Source organism: Leifsonia sp. NPDC058230 (genome assembly GCF_042882245.1).
Lineage (GTDB): Bacteria > Actinomycetota > Actinomycetes > Actinomycetales > Microbacteriaceae > Leifsonia.
This window is the reverse complement of record NZ_JBHVWM010000001.1, coordinates 997,799-1,014,683: the sequence shown is the minus strand read 5'-3', so window position 1 is coordinate 1,014,683 and position 16,885 is coordinate 997,799. Positions and strand designations below refer to the sequence as shown.

Sequence of the window (16,885 nt, the reverse complement as noted above, 5' to 3'; positions counted from 1 at the left end):
AGGGGATTCCTCCCGGACTCGATGTGCGTTGGTCAGCGGGAGCGCGCGAAGAAGGTGCGGAGGCGGTAGCGGTCGCCCGCGTAGGTGATGGTGGAGACGAAGAGGGGATGCTCGGCACGATCGACCGCGAGCTGCCGCATGACGAGCACAGGCTTGCCGACAGCGAGGTCGAGGTTCTCCGCAGCCGCGGGGTCGGCCTCCCGAGCCTCGATCGTGGCGTCGGCGCGCAGCGGTTCGATACCCGCCTCGGCGAGCTTCTCGTAGAGCGAGTCGATGGAGAAGTCGGCCTCCGCCAGCGTGGGAGCCAGGTGGGCGGGGATGCGCGTCACATCCAGCGCGATCGGCACATCGTTGAGCAGCCGCACGCGCTCCAGGTGGAACAGCGGCGTTCCTGGGGCGATCGACAGCTCCTCCGCCTGATCGAGCGACGCCGGCCTGGTCTCGGCCCGCAGCACGCGGGAGCTCGCGACCAGGCCCATCCGTGCAGCGGTCTCGGTGAACGACTCGAGGCTGTTGGGGAACTCCTTGCCCGCGGCCCCTGCCGTCTCGGCCACATACCAGCCGCGGCCGTGGGATGCGCTCAGCACGCCGTCTTCGACGAGCTTGTTGAGCGCCTTGCGCAGGGTCACCCGCGAGATGCTGAGCTGCTGGCAGAGTTCGCGCTCTGGTGGGAGGCGCATCCCCGGCTTGAGAACCCCGCTCGCGATCTCGCGGTTGATCAGGTTGACCGCCTGGATCCACAGCGGCTCCGGGTAGTCCGGACGGATCGCGGCTCCCGCGTCCGCCTCACTGGTTTCATCGATCACAGGCGACACCCTCCGCTAGCCCAACGCACGCCTCATTCATACCACTTGTTACCTTTGGTGACCGCTGCCGTCGCCGCCCGACACAGGAATCGTCCAGTGCGAGGGCGACACGGTGAGTCGACGGAGCGGGCTCAGGGATGCTCGATCAGCCGATCGAATGCCGCCGACAACGTCTCGTCGACTCCCCGCGCATCCGGATGCGTCTCGTAGTGCTCGATGATGTCGCGGGCGCCCTGCGAGAAGCTCACCCGCGGAGCGAAGTCGGGCACGAGCCGGCGGAGCTTGGACGTGTCGAACAGCATCGTGTGCCGGAAATCGTGCTCGAGCACTTCGCCCCAGCCCGGCACCTCGACGGCGATCGACTCGCTCGACCGGTGCACGAGCCGCGGCGAGCGCACTCCGGCGGCAGCGGCCAGCGTCAGGTGGATCTGATCCCAGGTCAGGATGTCGCCGCTGACCACGTTCACGCTCTCACCGATCGCGTGCTGGTTTCCGAGCAGCGGCACGAACGCCCGCGCGAAGTCGCTGGAGTGCATCAGCGACCACAGCGAGGTCCCGTCGCCGTGCACGACGACGCCCTGGCCGGCGCGCATCCGCTCGATCGCCGTCCATCCGGAGAGGATCGGGATGGTCGTGCTGTCGTAGGTGTGGAACGGCCGCACGATCGTGAGGGGGAAGTCGTCCGACCGGTAGGCCTCTTCGAGGAACACCTCGGTCGCGACCTTGTCGCGCGCGTATCCGAACACCGGCTGCTTGCGGGGGCTCGATTCGGTGATCGGCAGGCTCGGCACCGGCCGGGCGAACACCGAGCAGGTGCTGATGAAGACGTACTGCGCCGTCGCATCCCTGAAGGCGTCGACGTGTCCTTCGACGTCGGAGGGCGTGAAGCCCACCCAGTTGACCACGGCATCCCACCGCCGGCCCTCGACGAGCGAGGCGACGAAAGCGGCGTCGCGCACGTCTCCGCGCAACTGGGTGATTCCGTCGGTCACCGGCCGCCGTGGCTCCGACCGCGTCACGATCGTGACCTCGGCCCCCTGAGCGACGGCCTCGCGCGCGGCGGCCGAGCCGATCATCCCGGCACCGCCCAGGAACAGGATGCGTGTGCTCATACCGTGGCCTCCCCGACCTCGACGCTCCCCCGCGACAGGCCGTGCCCGACGAGGTAGCGGTAGCTGGATTCGAGCGCGTCGAAGGTGTCGACGTGCAGTCTTTCGAGTTCGACGATGTGCCATTCCAGGCCCGAGGGCGCGGTGAGCGCGCTCGTCCAGTCGATGGCCCCCTCGCCGATCGGCACCATGACGTCGTCGTCGTAGCTGACGGCGGGGCCGTCTTTGATGTGCACGAGGCGGGCGCGATCGCCGAGCCGGGTGAGCACCTCTGCGGGATCGGCTCCGCCCATCCGGGCCCAGTACGCGTCGAGCTCGACGACGACGCGCGGGTCGAGCAGCTCGAGCAGGATGTCGTAGGCCTGGCGTCCGTCGAACGAGTTGCGGAACTCCGCGAAGTGGTTGTGGTACCCGATCGTCAGGCCGCGTTCGGCGGCCAGTGAGGCCGCCTCGTTCACGCGCACGACTCCCGCCTCGATCGCCGACGGCGAGTCGAACTCCTCGCGTTCGAGGCTCCACACCAGGGTGGTCGCGCCGAGCTCGGCGCTCTCGTCGAGCAGCCGTTGAGCGTCGGCGCCCGCCGGGAACGGCGTGTGCGCGCTCGTGATGGTCAGGCCCGCCGCGGCTGCCGCATCCCGCACCCGGCCGGGACCGAACGCCTCGACGAGTCCGTAGGTCTCGAGTCCGACGTAGCCGATCGCGGCGACCCGGGCGAGCGTGCCCTCGAGGTCGGCTTTCGCCTGTTCCAGCACGGTGTAGGCCATCACCGCGAGGCCTGGACGCGTCCCGGTCACAGGATGCCCGCCGCCCAGGCCAGCGCGCGGCGGACCAGGGTGCGCACGGGCGGCTCGCCCCACGACCGCATGTCGTGGCCGAGTGCCAGGTACACGACCCTGCCCTCGCCGACGTTCCGCACGTACATGACCGGGATCACGACGCCGTCGGCGCGGTGCCGCTGAGCGATCACCTGCACATCGTCATCCGCGAACTCGAATTCGTAGTACTCGTCGAACAGCTCGAAATCGTCGAGGCCCTCGGTGATGGGATGCTCGCCCACGATCTCGATCGTGTGGCGGCCCTCGTGGTGGCCGGGCCCGTGCGAGAGGTACCGGTTGCCCAGCAGGTCGAAGTACGGCCGGTCGGCGGGGTCGATCCCGTCGCCTTCCCAGCCCATGATGTTGGCGCCGTGCACACCGACGAAGCCGGTGCCCGCGGCGACCGCGGCGGCGAGCGCCTCCTGCTGTGCAGTCGGGAACTGGCCTCCCGCCGTGTAGAAGAGGTAGACGTCGGCGTCGGCGGTCTCCGGCCGTGCGTCGACGAACCGGTTCAGGCCCATCGCGCGGCGGGTGACCAGGCCGGCCTCGATGCCGAGCTGCTGGAAGACCTGGGAGGCGCTGAGAAGGTCGTGATGGATGTCGTCGCCGTTCACGACGACGAGGGCGTTGCGGGTGTCGGTCATCTCTCGATTTCTGCGATCGGATTGTTGGAGAAAGGGGGACGCACCGTGGGCGGGCCGGTCTTCGCGGCGGGCCCGCCCACGGTCTCACCGGATCAGGAGACCGGCTTGAGCTTCAGCGCCACCACCGGGTTGGGGTACGGCGCGAAGTACGGGTCCTGCTCACTCGGGAAACCGGTGACCTTGGCGGTGCTCCAGTCTCCGTAGTTGCCCCAGTAGAACATGACGATCATCGGCAGCTGGTCGATCCAGATGCCCTGGAGCTGGGCGAGGATGTCGTTGCGCTCCTCGTCCGTCGTGGCCAGCGGGTACTTCGCGAACAGTTCCTTCGCCACCGGGTCGTTGAAACGCTCGATGTTCTCGAACGTCGGCGTAGCCTCCCCGACCGGGTAGTACTTGTTCGGGTTCATCATCGAGTCGTAGATGTTGAACGCGCGCGGTGCCGGGCCGACCGGGTAGCCGATGGTCGACTGGAAGGTGCCGTCTGCCGTGATCTTGTTGATGTCGTTCACCGAGGTGGTGTCGATGTCGAGCTTGATCCCGATGTCCTTCAGCTGCGACACCAGAACCTGGGCGCGAGCGGCGATGTCGGTGTACGAAGCCGGGAAGCTGACCGAGAACTCGACCTTCTTGCCGTCCTTCTCGTAGTAGCCGTCCCCGCCCTTCGTGTAGCCGGCGTCGGTCAGCTGCTTCTCGGCGGCCGGCTTGTCCTGCTTGAACACGAGGTCCTTGTATTTCGGGGCGACCTCGCTCGCGAACGAGGGCATCGGCAGTCCGGTCTGGCTGGTCGCGGCCGGGGAGTCCGTCGCGGCGCCGACCTGTTCGCGGTCGACACCGAGGCTGATGGCGCGACGCACGGCGATGTCGCTGAGCGGCCACTTCTCGAGGTTCGGGATGAGGCCGTCCGAGCCCACGACGGGAGCCCAGTAGTGGTTGTCCTTGCTCTTCGACAGGTAGGACTTCTCAGCGTCGGCGATGTAGGTGCCGCTCCAGTCGGCCTGCCCCTGCACGAGCGCGTTGGTCTGGCCCTGGTTGTCCTTGTACGGGATGAACCGGATGCCCGCGATCTTGGCCGGGTCCTGCCAGTAGTCCTTGTTCGTCTTCAGCACGAAGCTCTGCGGCGAGAACGTGTCGAGCACGAACGGACCGGTGCCCACCGGGTCCTTGTCCGCGTACTTGGTGGGGTCGCCGACCTTCGACCAGATGTGCTGCGACACGATGGCCGCCGACACGAGCGAGGTGAACTTCGTCTCCGACGGGGTCTTGAACGTCATCACGACGGTGTTGGGGTCGGGTGCGGTGATGGTGTCGAAGTCGATGCCGCCCACATTGAGGGCGGGGAACTTCTTCAGCATCTCGTAGGTGAACACGACGTCGTCGGCCGAGAACGGCTTGCCGTCGCTCCACTTGACGCCCTGCTGCAGGTCGAGGGTGAACGTCTTGTTCTCGTTCGACCAGGCCCACTTCTTGGCGAGCCAGGGGATGTCCTTGCCGATGTCGACGTTGTTGATCTGCACGAGCGGCTCGTAGATGAATCCGCCGCCACCCTGGTTGGTGTACGTCGCACCCTGTGCCGTGTTCGGCAGATAGGGGTTGAACGTCTGGGTGAGCGAATCCGACTGGCTGGCGACGTTCAGGATGAGTCCGTCGCTCGATCCGCTCCCGCTGCTCGAGCAGGCTGCGAGCGGGACGACGAGACTGGCGGCCATCGCTGCGGCGACGAGTGTACGTCGCAGCGTTACCTTTCTGCGCTTCATTGCTGTTCTCCTTCAGTGCTTGCTTGGCTTGATGCTTTGCTATTCGGTTGGAGCGTTCGTGGGGTCCGCGGCGACGAGTCTGCCCGCGTTCCGGATCTGGCCGCGTGTGTACACGTCGGCGTTCTGGGCGCGCTTGCCTTCGGCTTCGGCGTCGTCGGCGTAGAGCCAGCATTTGGCCCACTGGCCGTCTTCGAGTTCGAAGCGCGGGGGCGCATCCGTCTTGCACCGTTCCATGGCGAACGGGCAGCGGGGGTGGAACCGGCAGCCGGCGGGCGGGTCGATCAGGCTCGGCGGTTGCCCGATGTCGCGGGGCGTCTCGCCGTCGGTCCGGGACGGGTCGGGCGCCGATGCGATGAGCAGCTGGGTGTACGGATGCGCGGCCTTCTGCGTGACCTGCTCCGACGGCCCGGCCTCCACCAGCTGCCCCGCGTACATGACGGTCGTGTCTTCGGCGAAGTAGCGGGCGGATGCGATGTCGTGCGTCACGTAGAGCAGCGCGACCCCGCGGTCCTCCACGAGGCGGCGCAGCAGGTTCAGCACGCCCAGCCGGATGGACACGTCGAGGCTCGACACCGGCTCGTCGGCGAGGAACACATCCGGATTGGCGGCGAGCGCCCGCGCGATCGAGATGCGCTGCAGCTGCCCACCGGAGAGCTCGTGCGGGTACTTCTCCGTGAACTGGCGGGCGGGCGTGAGGTTCACCTGCGCGAGCAGGTCGTCGATCACCGCACGCTGCTCCCGCGGGGTCTTCTCCTTGTGATGGATGCGCACCGCGCGCGTCAGCGTACGGGCGATCGTCGCCACCGGGTTGAACGAGCCGAACGGATCCTGCAGGATCAGCTGCACCTTGCTCACGTGGGCGCGCAGTGCCTTGCCTCCCCGCGCGTTCACCGGCTTGCCGCGGTAGCGCACCTCACCGCCGGTCAGCGGGTAGAGCTGTGCGAGCAGGCGGGCGAAGGTCGACTTGCCCGAGCCGGATTCACCGACGAGAGCCATGATCCGGCCGGCGTAAAGCGCCAGCGAGACGTCGTCGGCCGCGTGGACCACCTTGCGCGGGCCGCGCTTGAAGAGCGTTCCGCGCACCGGGAAGTGCTTGGTGACGTGCACGGCCTCGAGCACCGGAGCGTCGCCCTGCGGCGCGCTGTATGACGGTGCGGCGGTGTCGATGCTGGTCATCGGGCGTCCTCCATTTCGTGCTGGGCGCCGGTCGACTCGGTCATGAGGGTGCCGTCGATGCCTCCGTCGCCTTCGTAGAGCAGGCAGGCCGCCTCCGACTGGCGCCACTCGGCCTCGCCGGAGAGGGCGAACAGCGGGGGTACGACGGTGTCGCACTTGTCGAACGCGAGCGGGCAGCGGGCCGCGAACGCGCATCCGTTCGGCAGCTTGCGCAGGTCGGGCGGCGAGCCCGGGATGCCCGTGAGCTCGTGCTTCGGACCGGAGAGCGTCGGGAACGACGCGAGCAGCCCCTGGCTGTACGGATGCCGCGGGTTGCGGTAGAACTCCTTGGCGTCGGCGAGCTCGACGACCCGGCCGGCGTACATCACGGCGATCGTGTCGGACAGCTCGATCAGCAGCGACAGGTCGTGGGTGATGAAGATGACCGAGAAGCCGAGCCGGTCCTTGAGTTCGATGATCTTCTCGATGATCTGCCGCTGGATGACCACGTCGAGCGCCGTCGTCGGCTCGTCCATCACGATGATCTCGGGGTCGAGCGCGAGCCCCACCGCGATCATGGCCCGCTGCCGCATCCCGCCCGAGAGCTCGTGCGGGTAGGCGTTGACCCGGTCGGTCTGGATGCCGACGAGTCCGAGCAGCTCGACGACCCGGGCGGCGCGCGCCTGCTGCGTCATCTCCGGACGGTGCGCCCGCAGCGCATCCTCCATCTGTGCGCCGATCGTCAGGATGGGGTTCAGCGCGTGCATCGCGGACTGGAAGACGATCGACAGCTCCTCCCAGCGGAAGTCGCGCAGTTCGTCCTCGCTCATCGAGAGGATGTCGGTCTTCGACCCGTCGGCGTTCGTGTAGATCATCTCGCCGCCGGTGATGTGTGCCGGCGGCTTGTGCAGCCGGGTGATCGCGTATGCGAGCGTCGACTTGCCGCTTCCGGACTCCCCCGCGATGCCGAGCACCTCGCCGCGTCGAAGGGTGAGCGACACATCGTTGACGGCCGGGGTCACGGAGTTCTCGCCGAGGTAGTCGACCTTGAGGTTGCGGATGTCGAGGATCACGTCGCTGGTGACCGGGTCGAACGGCCCGGCCGAGTCCCGCACCGTGCGGACCCGCTGCGGGCGCTTCACGATCTTCGCCCGCTTGGCCTTGGCCTGCGCCCGCTGCGCCTTCTTGGTGCCGATACCGGCCTGGCGCAGACGCGGGTTGATGAACTCGTCGATGCCGAAGTTGACCAGCGAGAGCGCGGTTCCGAGCACTGCGATCGCGAGTCCGGCGGGCACGAACCACCACCACGCGCCGCTGAGCATCGCGCTCGACACCTGCGCCCAGTAGAGGATGGTGCCCCACGACCACTCCGTCACGTTGGTGAGCCCGAGGAACGCGAGGCTGGCCTGCGTGAGGATGGCGCCGGTCACCGTCCCGAGGAAGGAGGCCGCGATGATGGCGATCTGGTTCGGGAAGATGTCGCGGAAGATGACGCTCGAGGTGCGCTCGCCGGTCGCCCGAGCCGCCTCGACGAAGTCGCGCTTGCGCAACGAAAGGGTCTGCGCGCGCAGCACGCGGGCGCCCCACGCCCATCCGGTGACCGAGATCACCAGGATGATGCCGAGCGAGCCGGTCTTCGGCAGGTAGGAGGCCAGGATGACCGTCAGCGGCAGCGCCGGGATCACCAGGAACACGTTGGCGAGCAGCGAGAGCAGCTCGTCCGCGAGGCCGCCGAGGTAGCCGGCGGCGAGGCCCACGATGACCGACAGGATGGTCGCGACGAGCGCCGCGCACACCCCGACGATCATCGACACCTGGGTGCCGTAGAGCATCTGGGACAGGATGTCCTGGCCCGTCTGGGTCGTGCCGAGCCAGTGCTCCGGGCTCGGCGGCTGCAGCGCCGCCTTGCTCACGGCCGACGGGTCGTACGGCGCGATCCACGGACCGACGATCGCGAGCACGCAGAAGATCAGCACGATCACGATGCCGGCGAGCGTCCACGGCCGGCGGAAGGCGCGCATCCAGGCGAAGCGCGAGGTGCCCTCCAGGTCAGACGTTTCGGCCTCGGCGATCGTCGCAGTGGTGATGGCCATGGGTCAGCCCTCTCTTGTCCGGGGGTCGAGGAAGACGTACGCGAAGTCGGCCAGCAGGTTGGCGACCAGCACGGTGATCGTGATGACGAGGAAGATGCCCTGCATCAGCGGGTAGTCCTGAGCCTGTGCGCCCTTGAACAGCACGGTGCCGATGCCCGGGTAGTTGAAGACCACCTCGGTCACGATCGATCCGCCGACCACGAAGCCGAGCGACATCGCGAAGCTGGAGAACGACGGCAGGATGGCGTTGCGCGCCGCGTAGGTGAACATGATCCGCCGCTTGGGCAGGCCCTTCGCCTCGGCCAGCTTCACGTAATCCTCGCTGAGCGTCGTGACCATCATGTTGCGCATCCCGATCAGCCACCCGCCGATGGAGGCCACCACGATCGTGAGAGCGGGCAGCGTGGCGTAGTAGATGGCGCTGCCGATGAAGCCCCAGTTGAGCCCGATCGTCTCGATGACCGAGTAGCCGCCCGAGAGCGGGAACCACCGCAGGATGATCGAGAACACGAGCACGACGCAGATGGCGAACCAGAAGTAGGGGATCGACGACAGCAGGGTAGTGACCGGGATGAGCGAGTCGAGCCAGCTGCCGCGCTTCCAGCCCACGAGCATCCCGAGGCCGGTGCCGATCACGAAGCCGAAAACGGTGCAGACGGTGATCAGCACGAGCGTCCAGCCGATGCTGCTGCCCAGCACGTCGGCCACCGGGGCCGGGTAGTAGGCGTACGAGATGCCGAGGTTGCCGGTGAAGAGGTTGTGCCAGTAGTCGAGGTACTGCTGCCAGAGGCTCGCCTTGCTTTGACCGAACAGCACTCGCAATGCCTCGACGGCCTGGGGTGAGAGTTTGCCGTGGAACTTGGCGATCAGCGCGTCCGCCGGGCTGCCCGGCATGATGCGGGGAAGCAGGAAGTTCAGGCTGATCGCCGCCCACGCCGTGATGACGTAGAAGACGGCGCGACGCAGAAGAACACGCATGTGCGGATCAGTCCTCGTTCTCGTTGGGTTTCGATGCGGCCGTGAGCCAGGCGGCCGCGTTCATGACGGTGGCTCGCACCCCGGGCTCGTCCCACACGCGCAGGTCGTGGCCGAACTGCACGAAGCAGACCCGGCCGGCGCCGTACTCGTGTGCGACGACGAGGGGCTCCGCGCCGTACGGCGCTTCGCGCCAGGCGACGACCTCCACGCCGTCGGCAGGCTCGGTGCGGTAATGCTCGTGGGTGAGCTCGAACGGGTCGAGCCCAGCGGTCACGGGATGAGCCGCGAGGTCCACCCTAAATCGGCTCTCGTGCGGCTGCGGACCGTGGTCGACGTATCGCGCGCCGACGAGGGCCAGCAGGTCGGCGTCGGCGTCGAAGACCGCGGTCGAGTGGATCGCGAGCAGTCCTGCTCCGGCCGCGACCGCATCCGCCAGACCGCGCTGCTCGGCCGGGGTGAAGGTGCCGGCCGCGCGGTAGAGCACGATGAGATCGTCGGAGAGGGGATGCGCGAAGAGGCCCGTGCCCATCCGCACCCTCGTGACGAAGCCAGCAGAGGCCAGCAGGTCCTGCAGCTCGACACTCGCGGTGAAGAGGTCCTCGTAGACGTCGTCGCCCGCGATCACCACCTGGGCGGTGAGCACGTCGCGCGCGATTGCAGAAGGCGTCATTGTCTTCGTCGGTTCCTAGTAGGTGGACCGCAGTTCGCCGACCGGCGACCACATTCCCTGTTCGAGGCCGGAGAGCAGGGCGTTGTCGTGGCGGTCGAGCGGCAGCGTCACCCGGCGGCGCGACCGGCTGCTCTCGTAGGTGGCGAAGATCAGTTCGGCGCCGGCCAGCCCGTGACGCCCCGACAGCTCGGGCTCGCGCCCGGTCTCGAGCCCGTCGACGACGTCGGCGACCGCCGCGGCCGTGCAGGCGAAGATCGCGGGGTCGATCCCGTGGTCCCAGGTGGCCGGGTCGGTGTCGTACGGCGACGCGAACCGGATGTCGTTGGCTCCGAACCGGTGGACCAGCGCTTCCGAACCGCGCACGACGATGCGGCCGCGGGTGCCCTGGAGGATCAGTCCGAGATTGTTCTCGAGGTTCAGGATGGGCGTGGCCGGCTCGCGGCCGGTCGAGACCGTCGCTCGCACGCCATCCGGCCACGCCAGCTGGGTGATCGAGGAGGTCTCGACGAATGCGCCGTACACGTAGCGATTGGTGGTCACGTCGATCTGGCCGATGACCCACTCGACGGCGGCGTCCCCACGGTAGAAGAGGATCAGGTCGAGGATGTGGCTGCCCCAGTCGAGCAGGTTCGGGCAGTATCCCTCGATGCTGACCAGGTCGCCGATCGTTCCGGCCGCGAGCTGCTCGCGGGCGAAGCGGTGCACCGGCTCGAACCGGCGCTGGAGGTTCACGGTGAGCTGAACGCCCGCCGCGTCGGCGACCGCCTGCAGCTGCAATGCGTCGGCGTAGGTGAGCGCGATCGGCTTCTCGCAGTGGATGGCACGCACGCCGGCCTCGACGGCGGCGGTCACCGCGTCGAGGTGGAACGCGGGCGGAGTGCAGATGCTGACGATGTCGGGGCGCACGGTCTGCAGCAGCTCGCGGTAGTCGGTGAAGACGCCCTCGATACCGAACTCCCCCGCAAGGGCGGCGGCGACGTCGCGGTTCACGTCGGCGACGGCCACCAGGCTGACGCGATCGTCGGCGAGGTAGCCGGCCGCGTGGACGCGTCCTTGCCCTCCTGCCGCGATCACCGCTGCTCGATAGCCGTGCATCACCTTCTCCTTTGAACCGCTGAACTTCCGTCGGGATGTATCCCAAAGCTATACCACTTGAGGCCAGCCTAAGACGAAAAAGGGAACGGTAACAAGACATTCGGCACAATTTCATCTCAACGAAACATCCCGGACGCCCTGAAATGGCCAGGAAATGCCTCCGAATGCCCGAATTGACCTGAAAATGTCTTCTTCAGCTCGCAATCCACGTAGTACCACATCCGACCACAGCGTTACACTGGCGGTCGATGCCGAACCGGAAGGACACCATGCTCATCAGCCGCGTCGTCGCCCCTCGCACCTCTCGTGTCGACGAAGTCGCCACCCCCGAACCGACCAGCGGGCAGATCCTGATCGAGGTGCTCGCCAGCGGTGTGTGCACATCGGACCTGAGTCCGTGGCTGCGCGGCCCCGAGGGCGGCGAGCCGATCGAGCTCGGCCACGAGACCGCCGGCCGTGTCGTCGCGATCGGTTCGAGCGACTCGCGCTGGGCCGTCGGCGACCTGGTCACCGGGCTCGGAGGCTCCGGGTTCGCCACCCACGCGCTCCTCGATGCGGACGCTTCCCTGCCCATCCCCACCGGTCTCGCACCGACGCACGCCATCGGCGAGCCGATCGCCACCCTCGAGGAGGCGATCTCCCGTACCCCTGTCACCCCCGGAAGCCGGGTCGCCGTCGTCGGGCTCGGATTCATGGGGCTCGGCCTGCTGCAGCTCGCCCGCACGCGCGCTCCGCGCACGATCATCGGCGTCGACCCCAATCCGGCCGCGCGCGAACGGGCTCTTGCCCTCGGCGCCGACGTGGTCCTGCATCCCGATGAGGTCGAAGCCTTCGTCGCCGCCGCAGAGGCGGGGGCACCGGACCCGCGTGCCGACGTCGTTCTCGAGGCCACCGGCGTCACCCCCGGTCTCGACACCGCCTCGCCGCTCGTGAAGCCGTTCGGCACCCTCTGCATCGTCGGCTACCACCACGCCGGAACGGCCAAGCTTGACATGGAGCTCTGGTACAAGGGCGCCACCGTGGTCAACGGCTTCTGCCCCGACCGCCCGCGGGTGATGCGTGCCATGGATGCGGCACTCGACCTGGTGGCGACCCGCCGCTTCAGCTACAACCCGCTCGTCACCCACACCCTGGGGCTCGACGGCATCGACGAGGCCTACACCCTCATGGAGACCCGCGACCCGGCCTTCGTCAAGGCCGTCATCGTGCCGTAGGCGCTGCGCTCCGGCGCTGCGCTGCCCGCAGCGTCGGAGAATTCGCGGCAAACAGCCCGAATCCTCCGTCGTTACGGACGTTCGACCGGCGCGTCGCCCGATCCTTCCGACGCTACGACGCCGCGCAGACGGCCAACAGGAACCATGCCGAGTGCGGGATCCACTGCTCGGCCCAGCGCCATTCGTTGCCGTCCGGAGCGTCCGCGGGAAGGAAGGCGATGCCGCCCTCGTCCCCCCACCCGCTGGTGATGCCGTTGACGATCCCGCCCGGGCTGTTCTGGTAGACGCCCGAATACTCGACGTTGTTGCGCCCGCGGCCCTGAACCATGCACGAGTCGAACGGGTTCAGACCACCGACCCACCCCACCAGGTCGGCCGAAAGCCGGCGCAGCCGTTCACGGGTCGCGCCATCGCAGCCCGGGGCGACGGATGCGCGACTCGCGGCATACGCGACCGACGAGATCCCGGCGTTCTCGCCCTGCCACCAGTAGCCGGTCTCGTTGTCGTGCGGGAAGAAGAACGCGTCGCGGGTCTCACCGCCGAGCGGCTGCACTCGCTGCCGCAGGTACCCGAACGGATTCGCGACGGCGTCGATCCGCGCAACCGTCCCGCGGATGAGCGTGAGCGCCGTCTCCCGCGCCGCCTGCGCCGCTGCACGGTCTCCCGCTGCCGCCACGCCCGCATCCAACACCTCCGCGAACCGCAGCAGCGCCACCACCGGCAGCCCGGACTCGGCTGCGTGGAAGTACGGTCGTCCCTCGACGTCTCCGACGAGGTACGCCGCGCCCGACGCGTCCTCGCGTACCCGGCCGGCCAGTGCATCCGCCCGCCGTTGTGCCGCGCTGAGGAAGACCGCGGGGTCTGCTCCGCGAGAGGCGGCCGCCTGGGCCAGCTCGGCTGCCGCCAACAGCGCGCAGTAGTCGTCGAGCGCCGACTCCTCCCCGTCGAACAGGTACTCGCGGTTGTGCGCCTCGAGATGGTCGAATCCGCGAACGGCAGCGGCGTAGTAGGTATCGGCGTCGAACTCTCCGGTCTCGCCGATCGTCGATGCCAGCGCCAGAGCAGCGATCGCCAGGCCGCCGCCGTGACGGTACGCGGCCTGCCAGCGCTGAGTTCGCACGCTGTCCTGCAACGGTGCATTGATGACACGCTCGTCGAGGTCTTTCGTGAGGGCGTCGAAGATCGCGGTGTAGAAGTAGCCCTCCGGCGCCTGGAAGCGCACCAGGAAGTCAGCGCCGAAGAGCCCCTCGTCGCGCAACCTCGGATACTGGCTCGTCTCGAACGAGGGATGCGCGCGCCGCAGCTCAGCCCCCGCGGTCAGCAGGGCCCAGGCGCACAGCGGGATCTGCTGCGGACTCATCATCCGCGTGTACGTCAGGTGGCTGAGGAACTTGCTGTAGTCGCCCGACGCGTCCAGCCATCCGCCACGGGCGTCGACCGTGCGGCCGGAGGCGTCGTCGTAGAAGTGCGCGGACGCATCCTTGCGTTCGATCTCCCCGGTCGAGCGCTGCGAGCGGAAGTACGCGGTGACGTCCGAGACCACGAGCGACGGGATGCGGTGCTCGCCGACCACGAACACCTCGCTGCGAAAGTCGACACCGTCCACCGACGCGACCACCCGGTACGCGCCCGGCTCGTCGAGGGCGGAGAGGTCGATGCGGTGGTACGCGGCGGTGCGCCAGGCGTCGACGACCTGCGCCTCGCGCCGTTCGACCGCGAGCGGAACAGCCGATCCGCTGGCCGTCTCGACGCGCACCGCGCCCACAGCCGCCCCGTCCGGAGCCGCGACGATCGCCGCCTTGGGCGCACCGACGTCATAACCGAGGTGGCTGACCAGCACCACTGGTCTCGTTCCGACCGCTTCCATTCGCACTCCCGCCGTAGACACGCGCAATACCACTCACTACCAATACCGTACCGCCCTGCGCCACCGCGCCCCGCACAAGCGCAATCGAGTACGCCCAAAGTCCCCTCAAAACAGCCCGAATAAGGTGATTTCGGGCGTGCTCGATTGCGTTCGGTGGTGCTGAGCGGGCTACGCGCCGGCCCGCGGCGACGCGGGTGGCGCAGGCGCAGCCGCCGGGTCGGTCGCCACCACGGCCGCGGTCGGGCGCAGGATGCGCGGCCCCGCCACGAAGGCCGCCACGCACAGCAGCGCGGTCAGCGCGAACACGCCGGCGAACGCCCACGCTCCTCCGAGCGGCGCGAGTGCGGCGAACACGATCGCGGTCGCGGCGAGCGCGATCGCCGACCCGGTCGAATCCGAGATCGACAGGGCCGAGCTGTTGAAGCCCTGATTCTGCGGGGTCGAGTACTCCAGGGTCAGCACGCCGAGCCGCGGGTAGACCACGCCCATCCCTGCTCCCGCGAAGGCCCAGCCCACGATCGCGACCACCGGCGGCAGCCCGAACAGCGCCATCGCGAGCAACGACCCGATGGCGATGCTCAGCCCGATCGCTCCGACCAGCGCGGCCGTGCGATGGGTGATCCCGGGAAAGCGCCCCTGCAGCCACGACGCCGTCGCCCAGCTGACCCCGGCGGCGGAGAGCGCCAGCCCGGCGACCGCGGCCGACAGCCCGTACTCCGTGACCAGCAGGTACGGCACATAGACCTCGGCCGCGAAGAAGGTCCCGGCGACGACGGCGCGCAACAGGATCACACTCGGAAGCCCTCGCGCCGCGCGAAGCGTGCGCGGCGGAAGCAGCGGTCGCAATGCGAACAGGGCAACCGCCACCGCGACGACGGGCGCGATCCACTGAACCGGCCCGCGTGCCTCGGCGGCGAGGTTCAGGGTCAGCACGGCGGCGGCCACGAGAACGGCCCAGCCGATTCGGCGGACGTTCCACGGCGGGCGATCCTGCGACGCATCCGGGGAGTGCACCCCGCGCATCGCCGGAACCACCATGATCATCGCCAGAGCGACCAGCACGACGACCCCGAGGAATACCCAGCGCCAGCCGACCGTCTCCGCGAGAAGACCGGCGATCAGCGGACCGATCAGCGAGGGGATGACCCAGGCGGCCGCGAATCCGGCGAAGATCCGGGCGTGCAGCACCGGCGGGTACACGCGCGCGACGATCACGTACAACGTGACGGTGAGGGCGCCGCCACCCAGCCCGTGCACCAGGCGGCCGGCCACGAAGAGCCCCATGTTCTGCGCTGTTCCGGCGATCAGCAGACCGGCCACGAAGAGGGCGACGGATGCGAAGAGGGCGTTGCGAGGACTCCCCCGGTCCGACCACGCACCCGCGAGCACCATCCCGACCACGCCGACCGCGAGCGGCCCGGCGAAGGCGAACGCGTACAGGGACTCGCCGTGCAGTTCGTGACTCACGGCGGGCATGATCGTGGTGACGGCGAGGGCTTCGAAGGCGGCGAGTGTGATCAGCGCGCACATCCCGACACTGACCCAGAAGTACTTGGCGCTGAGAACGCCACCGGGTGGCGGAAGATCGGCGGACATCCCGCCAGTCTTGTCGGACTTCGTCGTGGCGTCCAGTTCTTCGGCGGTCACGGCGCGAGCGTGAACCTGCCGTCAGACCGCGCGGGTCGACGACCGCACGATGAGCTCGGGCTGGATGTTGCCCGGCGTCGGCTCGTCGCGTCCCTCGATCTCGGCGACCAGCCGGGCGACGCTCCGGCGCCCGAGCTCGGTGAAGTCCTGCCGAACGGTGGTCAGCGGCGGCCAGAAGTGGGCCGCCTCGGGGATGTCGTCGAACCCGACCACGCTCAGCTCGTCCGGCACCCGTCGGCCGACCTCATGCGCGGCGTGATAGAGCCCGAGCGCGGTCTGATCGTTGGATGCGAACACACCCGTCACCGACGCATCCTGGAGCACCTCGAGCCCCGCGCGGTATCCGAATTCGGCGGTCCAGTCTCCGCGCGGTGCTGCGAGGACCTCCAATCCAGCCTCCCGGACCTCCGCTTCGAACCCGTGCAGCCTCGCCCGGCCCTCGATCCATTCGGTCGGTCCGGAGAGGTGCACGATGCGTCGGTGCCCCAGGTCGATGAGGTGCCGGGTCGCCGCCTTGGCCCCGGCCACCTGGTCGACCGAGAGCTCGATCTCGGCGTAGTCGTGGCCGGCCTGCAGGGTCACGTACGGCACCCCGACGCCGATGGCCGCGATCTCGTCGAGCACAGTGTCCTGCGGCGCGATCACCACGATCCCCTCGACGGCCTGCGCCAGCAGGTGGTCGATGCCCGCTGCGATCCCGCGCGGTTCGAGGTCGGCGAGGTGCGCGACCGTGACGTAGTAGCCGGCCTCGCGGCCCGCATCCTGAATCGCACCGATGCTCGAGACGGGGCCGTAGAGGGCCGCGGCCGACGCCGAGAGCACCCCGATCGTGTTCGACCGGGCGGTGACCAGGGCGCGCGCCGCACGGTTGGGGCGGTAGCGCAGCTCGTCCATCGCCCGAAGCACGCGCTCCCTGGTGGATTCCCGGATGCTCGGATGCCCGTTCAGCACGCGCGAGACCGTCTGGTGGGAGACCCCCGCGAGCTGTGCGACGTCGCGCATGCTCGCTGCCCGGCCCTGCGGCTGCTCTGCTGTCAC

14 protein-coding genes are annotated in these 16,885 nt (G+C 68.6%); 1 reads left to right on the top strand and 13 read right to left on the bottom strand.

Annotated elements, in window-relative coordinates; genetic code table 11:
- Positions 1-32: 32 nt before the first annotated feature.
- The 10 genes from ACFVV0_RS05120 to ACFVV0_RS05075 all read right to left on the bottom strand — a co-directional run bounded on the left by ACFVV0_RS05120 (position 33) and on the right by ACFVV0_RS05075 (position 11,119).
- Positions 33-806, bottom strand: coding sequence for a GntR family transcriptional regulator (locus tag ACFVV0_RS05120; RefSeq protein WP_387059124.1), 774 nt, complete (start codon positions 804-806; stop codon positions 33-35).
- A 131-nt stretch (positions 807-937) separates the two neighbouring features.
- Positions 938-1,918 carry an NAD-dependent epimerase/dehydratase family protein gene (locus ACFVV0_RS05115; protein ID WP_387059121.1) on the bottom strand — a complete coding sequence of 327 codons (981 nt, stop codon included), beginning with the start codon at positions 1,916-1,918 and terminating at the stop codon, positions 938-940.
- The gene (locus tag ACFVV0_RS05110; protein WP_387059118.1) at positions 1,915-2,709 is read right to left on the bottom strand and encodes a sugar phosphate isomerase/epimerase family protein; all 795 of its coding nucleotides are present in this window, start codon (positions 2,707-2,709) and stop codon (positions 1,915-1,917) included. The genes ACFVV0_RS05115 and ACFVV0_RS05110 overlap by 4 nt, the downstream gene beginning before the upstream one ends.
- Positions 2,706-3,374, bottom strand: a complete 669-nt coding sequence (locus ACFVV0_RS05105; protein WP_387059115.1) for a ThuA domain-containing protein — start codon at positions 3,372-3,374, stop codon at positions 2,706-2,708. Before ACFVV0_RS05105 ends, ACFVV0_RS05110 begins: the two co-directional genes overlap by 4 nt.
- 92 nt (positions 3,375-3,466) lie before the next feature.
- Complete coding sequence (locus ACFVV0_RS05100; RefSeq protein WP_387059112.1) at positions 3,467-5,128, bottom strand: ABC transporter substrate-binding protein; 1,662 nt, start codon at positions 5,126-5,128, stop codon at positions 3,467-3,469.
- Positions 5,129-5,167: 39 nt separating this feature from the next.
- The gene (locus ACFVV0_RS05095; RefSeq protein ID WP_387059109.1) at positions 5,168-6,304 is read right to left on the bottom strand and encodes an ABC transporter ATP-binding protein; all 1,137 of its coding nucleotides are present in this window, start codon (positions 6,302-6,304) and stop codon (positions 5,168-5,170) included.
- On the bottom strand, positions 6,301-8,376 hold the full coding sequence (locus ACFVV0_RS05090; protein ID WP_387059106.1) for a dipeptide/oligopeptide/nickel ABC transporter permease/ATP-binding protein: 2,076 nt from the start codon (positions 8,374-8,376) through the stop codon (positions 6,301-6,303). Before ACFVV0_RS05090 ends, ACFVV0_RS05095 begins: the two co-directional genes overlap by 4 nt.
- A gap of 3 nt (positions 8,377-8,379) precedes the next feature.
- Positions 8,380-9,354, bottom strand: a complete 975-nt coding sequence (locus ACFVV0_RS05085) for an ABC transporter permease (RefSeq protein ID WP_387059103.1) — start codon at positions 9,352-9,354, stop codon at positions 8,380-8,382.
- Between the two features lie 7 nt (positions 9,355-9,361).
- On the bottom strand, positions 9,362-10,024 hold the full coding sequence (locus tag ACFVV0_RS05080) for a ThuA domain-containing protein (RefSeq protein WP_387059100.1): 663 nt from the start codon (positions 10,022-10,024) through the stop codon (positions 9,362-9,364).
- A 15-nt stretch (positions 10,025-10,039) separates the two neighbouring features.
- Positions 10,040-11,119: a Gfo/Idh/MocA family protein gene (locus tag ACFVV0_RS05075; RefSeq protein WP_387059097.1), complete on the bottom strand. Its 1,080-nt coding sequence runs from the start codon at positions 11,117-11,119 to the stop codon at positions 10,040-10,042.
- A 248-nt stretch (positions 11,120-11,367) separates the two neighbouring features.
- Here ACFVV0_RS05075 and ACFVV0_RS05070 point away from each other — a divergent pair, with 248 nt between their 5' ends.
- Positions 11,368-12,333, top strand: coding sequence for a zinc-binding dehydrogenase (locus tag ACFVV0_RS05070; protein WP_387059095.1), 966 nt, complete (start codon positions 11,368-11,370; stop codon positions 12,331-12,333).
- A gap of 112 nt (positions 12,334-12,445) precedes the next feature.
- On the opposite strand, the gene ACFVV0_RS05065 is transcribed toward ACFVV0_RS05070, so the two are convergent.
- From ACFVV0_RS05065 to ACFVV0_RS05055, 3 genes are all read right to left on the bottom strand, one after another.
- Positions 12,446-14,200, bottom strand: a complete 1,755-nt coding sequence (locus ACFVV0_RS05065) for a cellulase N-terminal Ig-like domain-containing protein (protein ID WP_387059091.1) — start codon at positions 14,198-14,200, stop codon at positions 12,446-12,448.
- Positions 14,201-14,368: 168 nt separating this feature from the next.
- Positions 14,369-15,796 carry an MFS transporter gene (locus ACFVV0_RS05060; protein WP_387059493.1) on the bottom strand — a complete coding sequence of 476 codons (1,428 nt, stop codon included), beginning with the start codon at positions 15,794-15,796 and terminating at the stop codon, positions 14,369-14,371.
- A 72-nt stretch (positions 15,797-15,868) separates the two neighbouring features.
- A complete protein-coding gene (locus ACFVV0_RS05055) occupies positions 15,869-16,849 on the bottom strand; it encodes a LacI family DNA-binding transcriptional regulator (protein ID WP_387059490.1) in 981 nt (326 codons plus the stop codon).
- Positions 16,850-16,885: the final 36 nt, after the last annotated feature.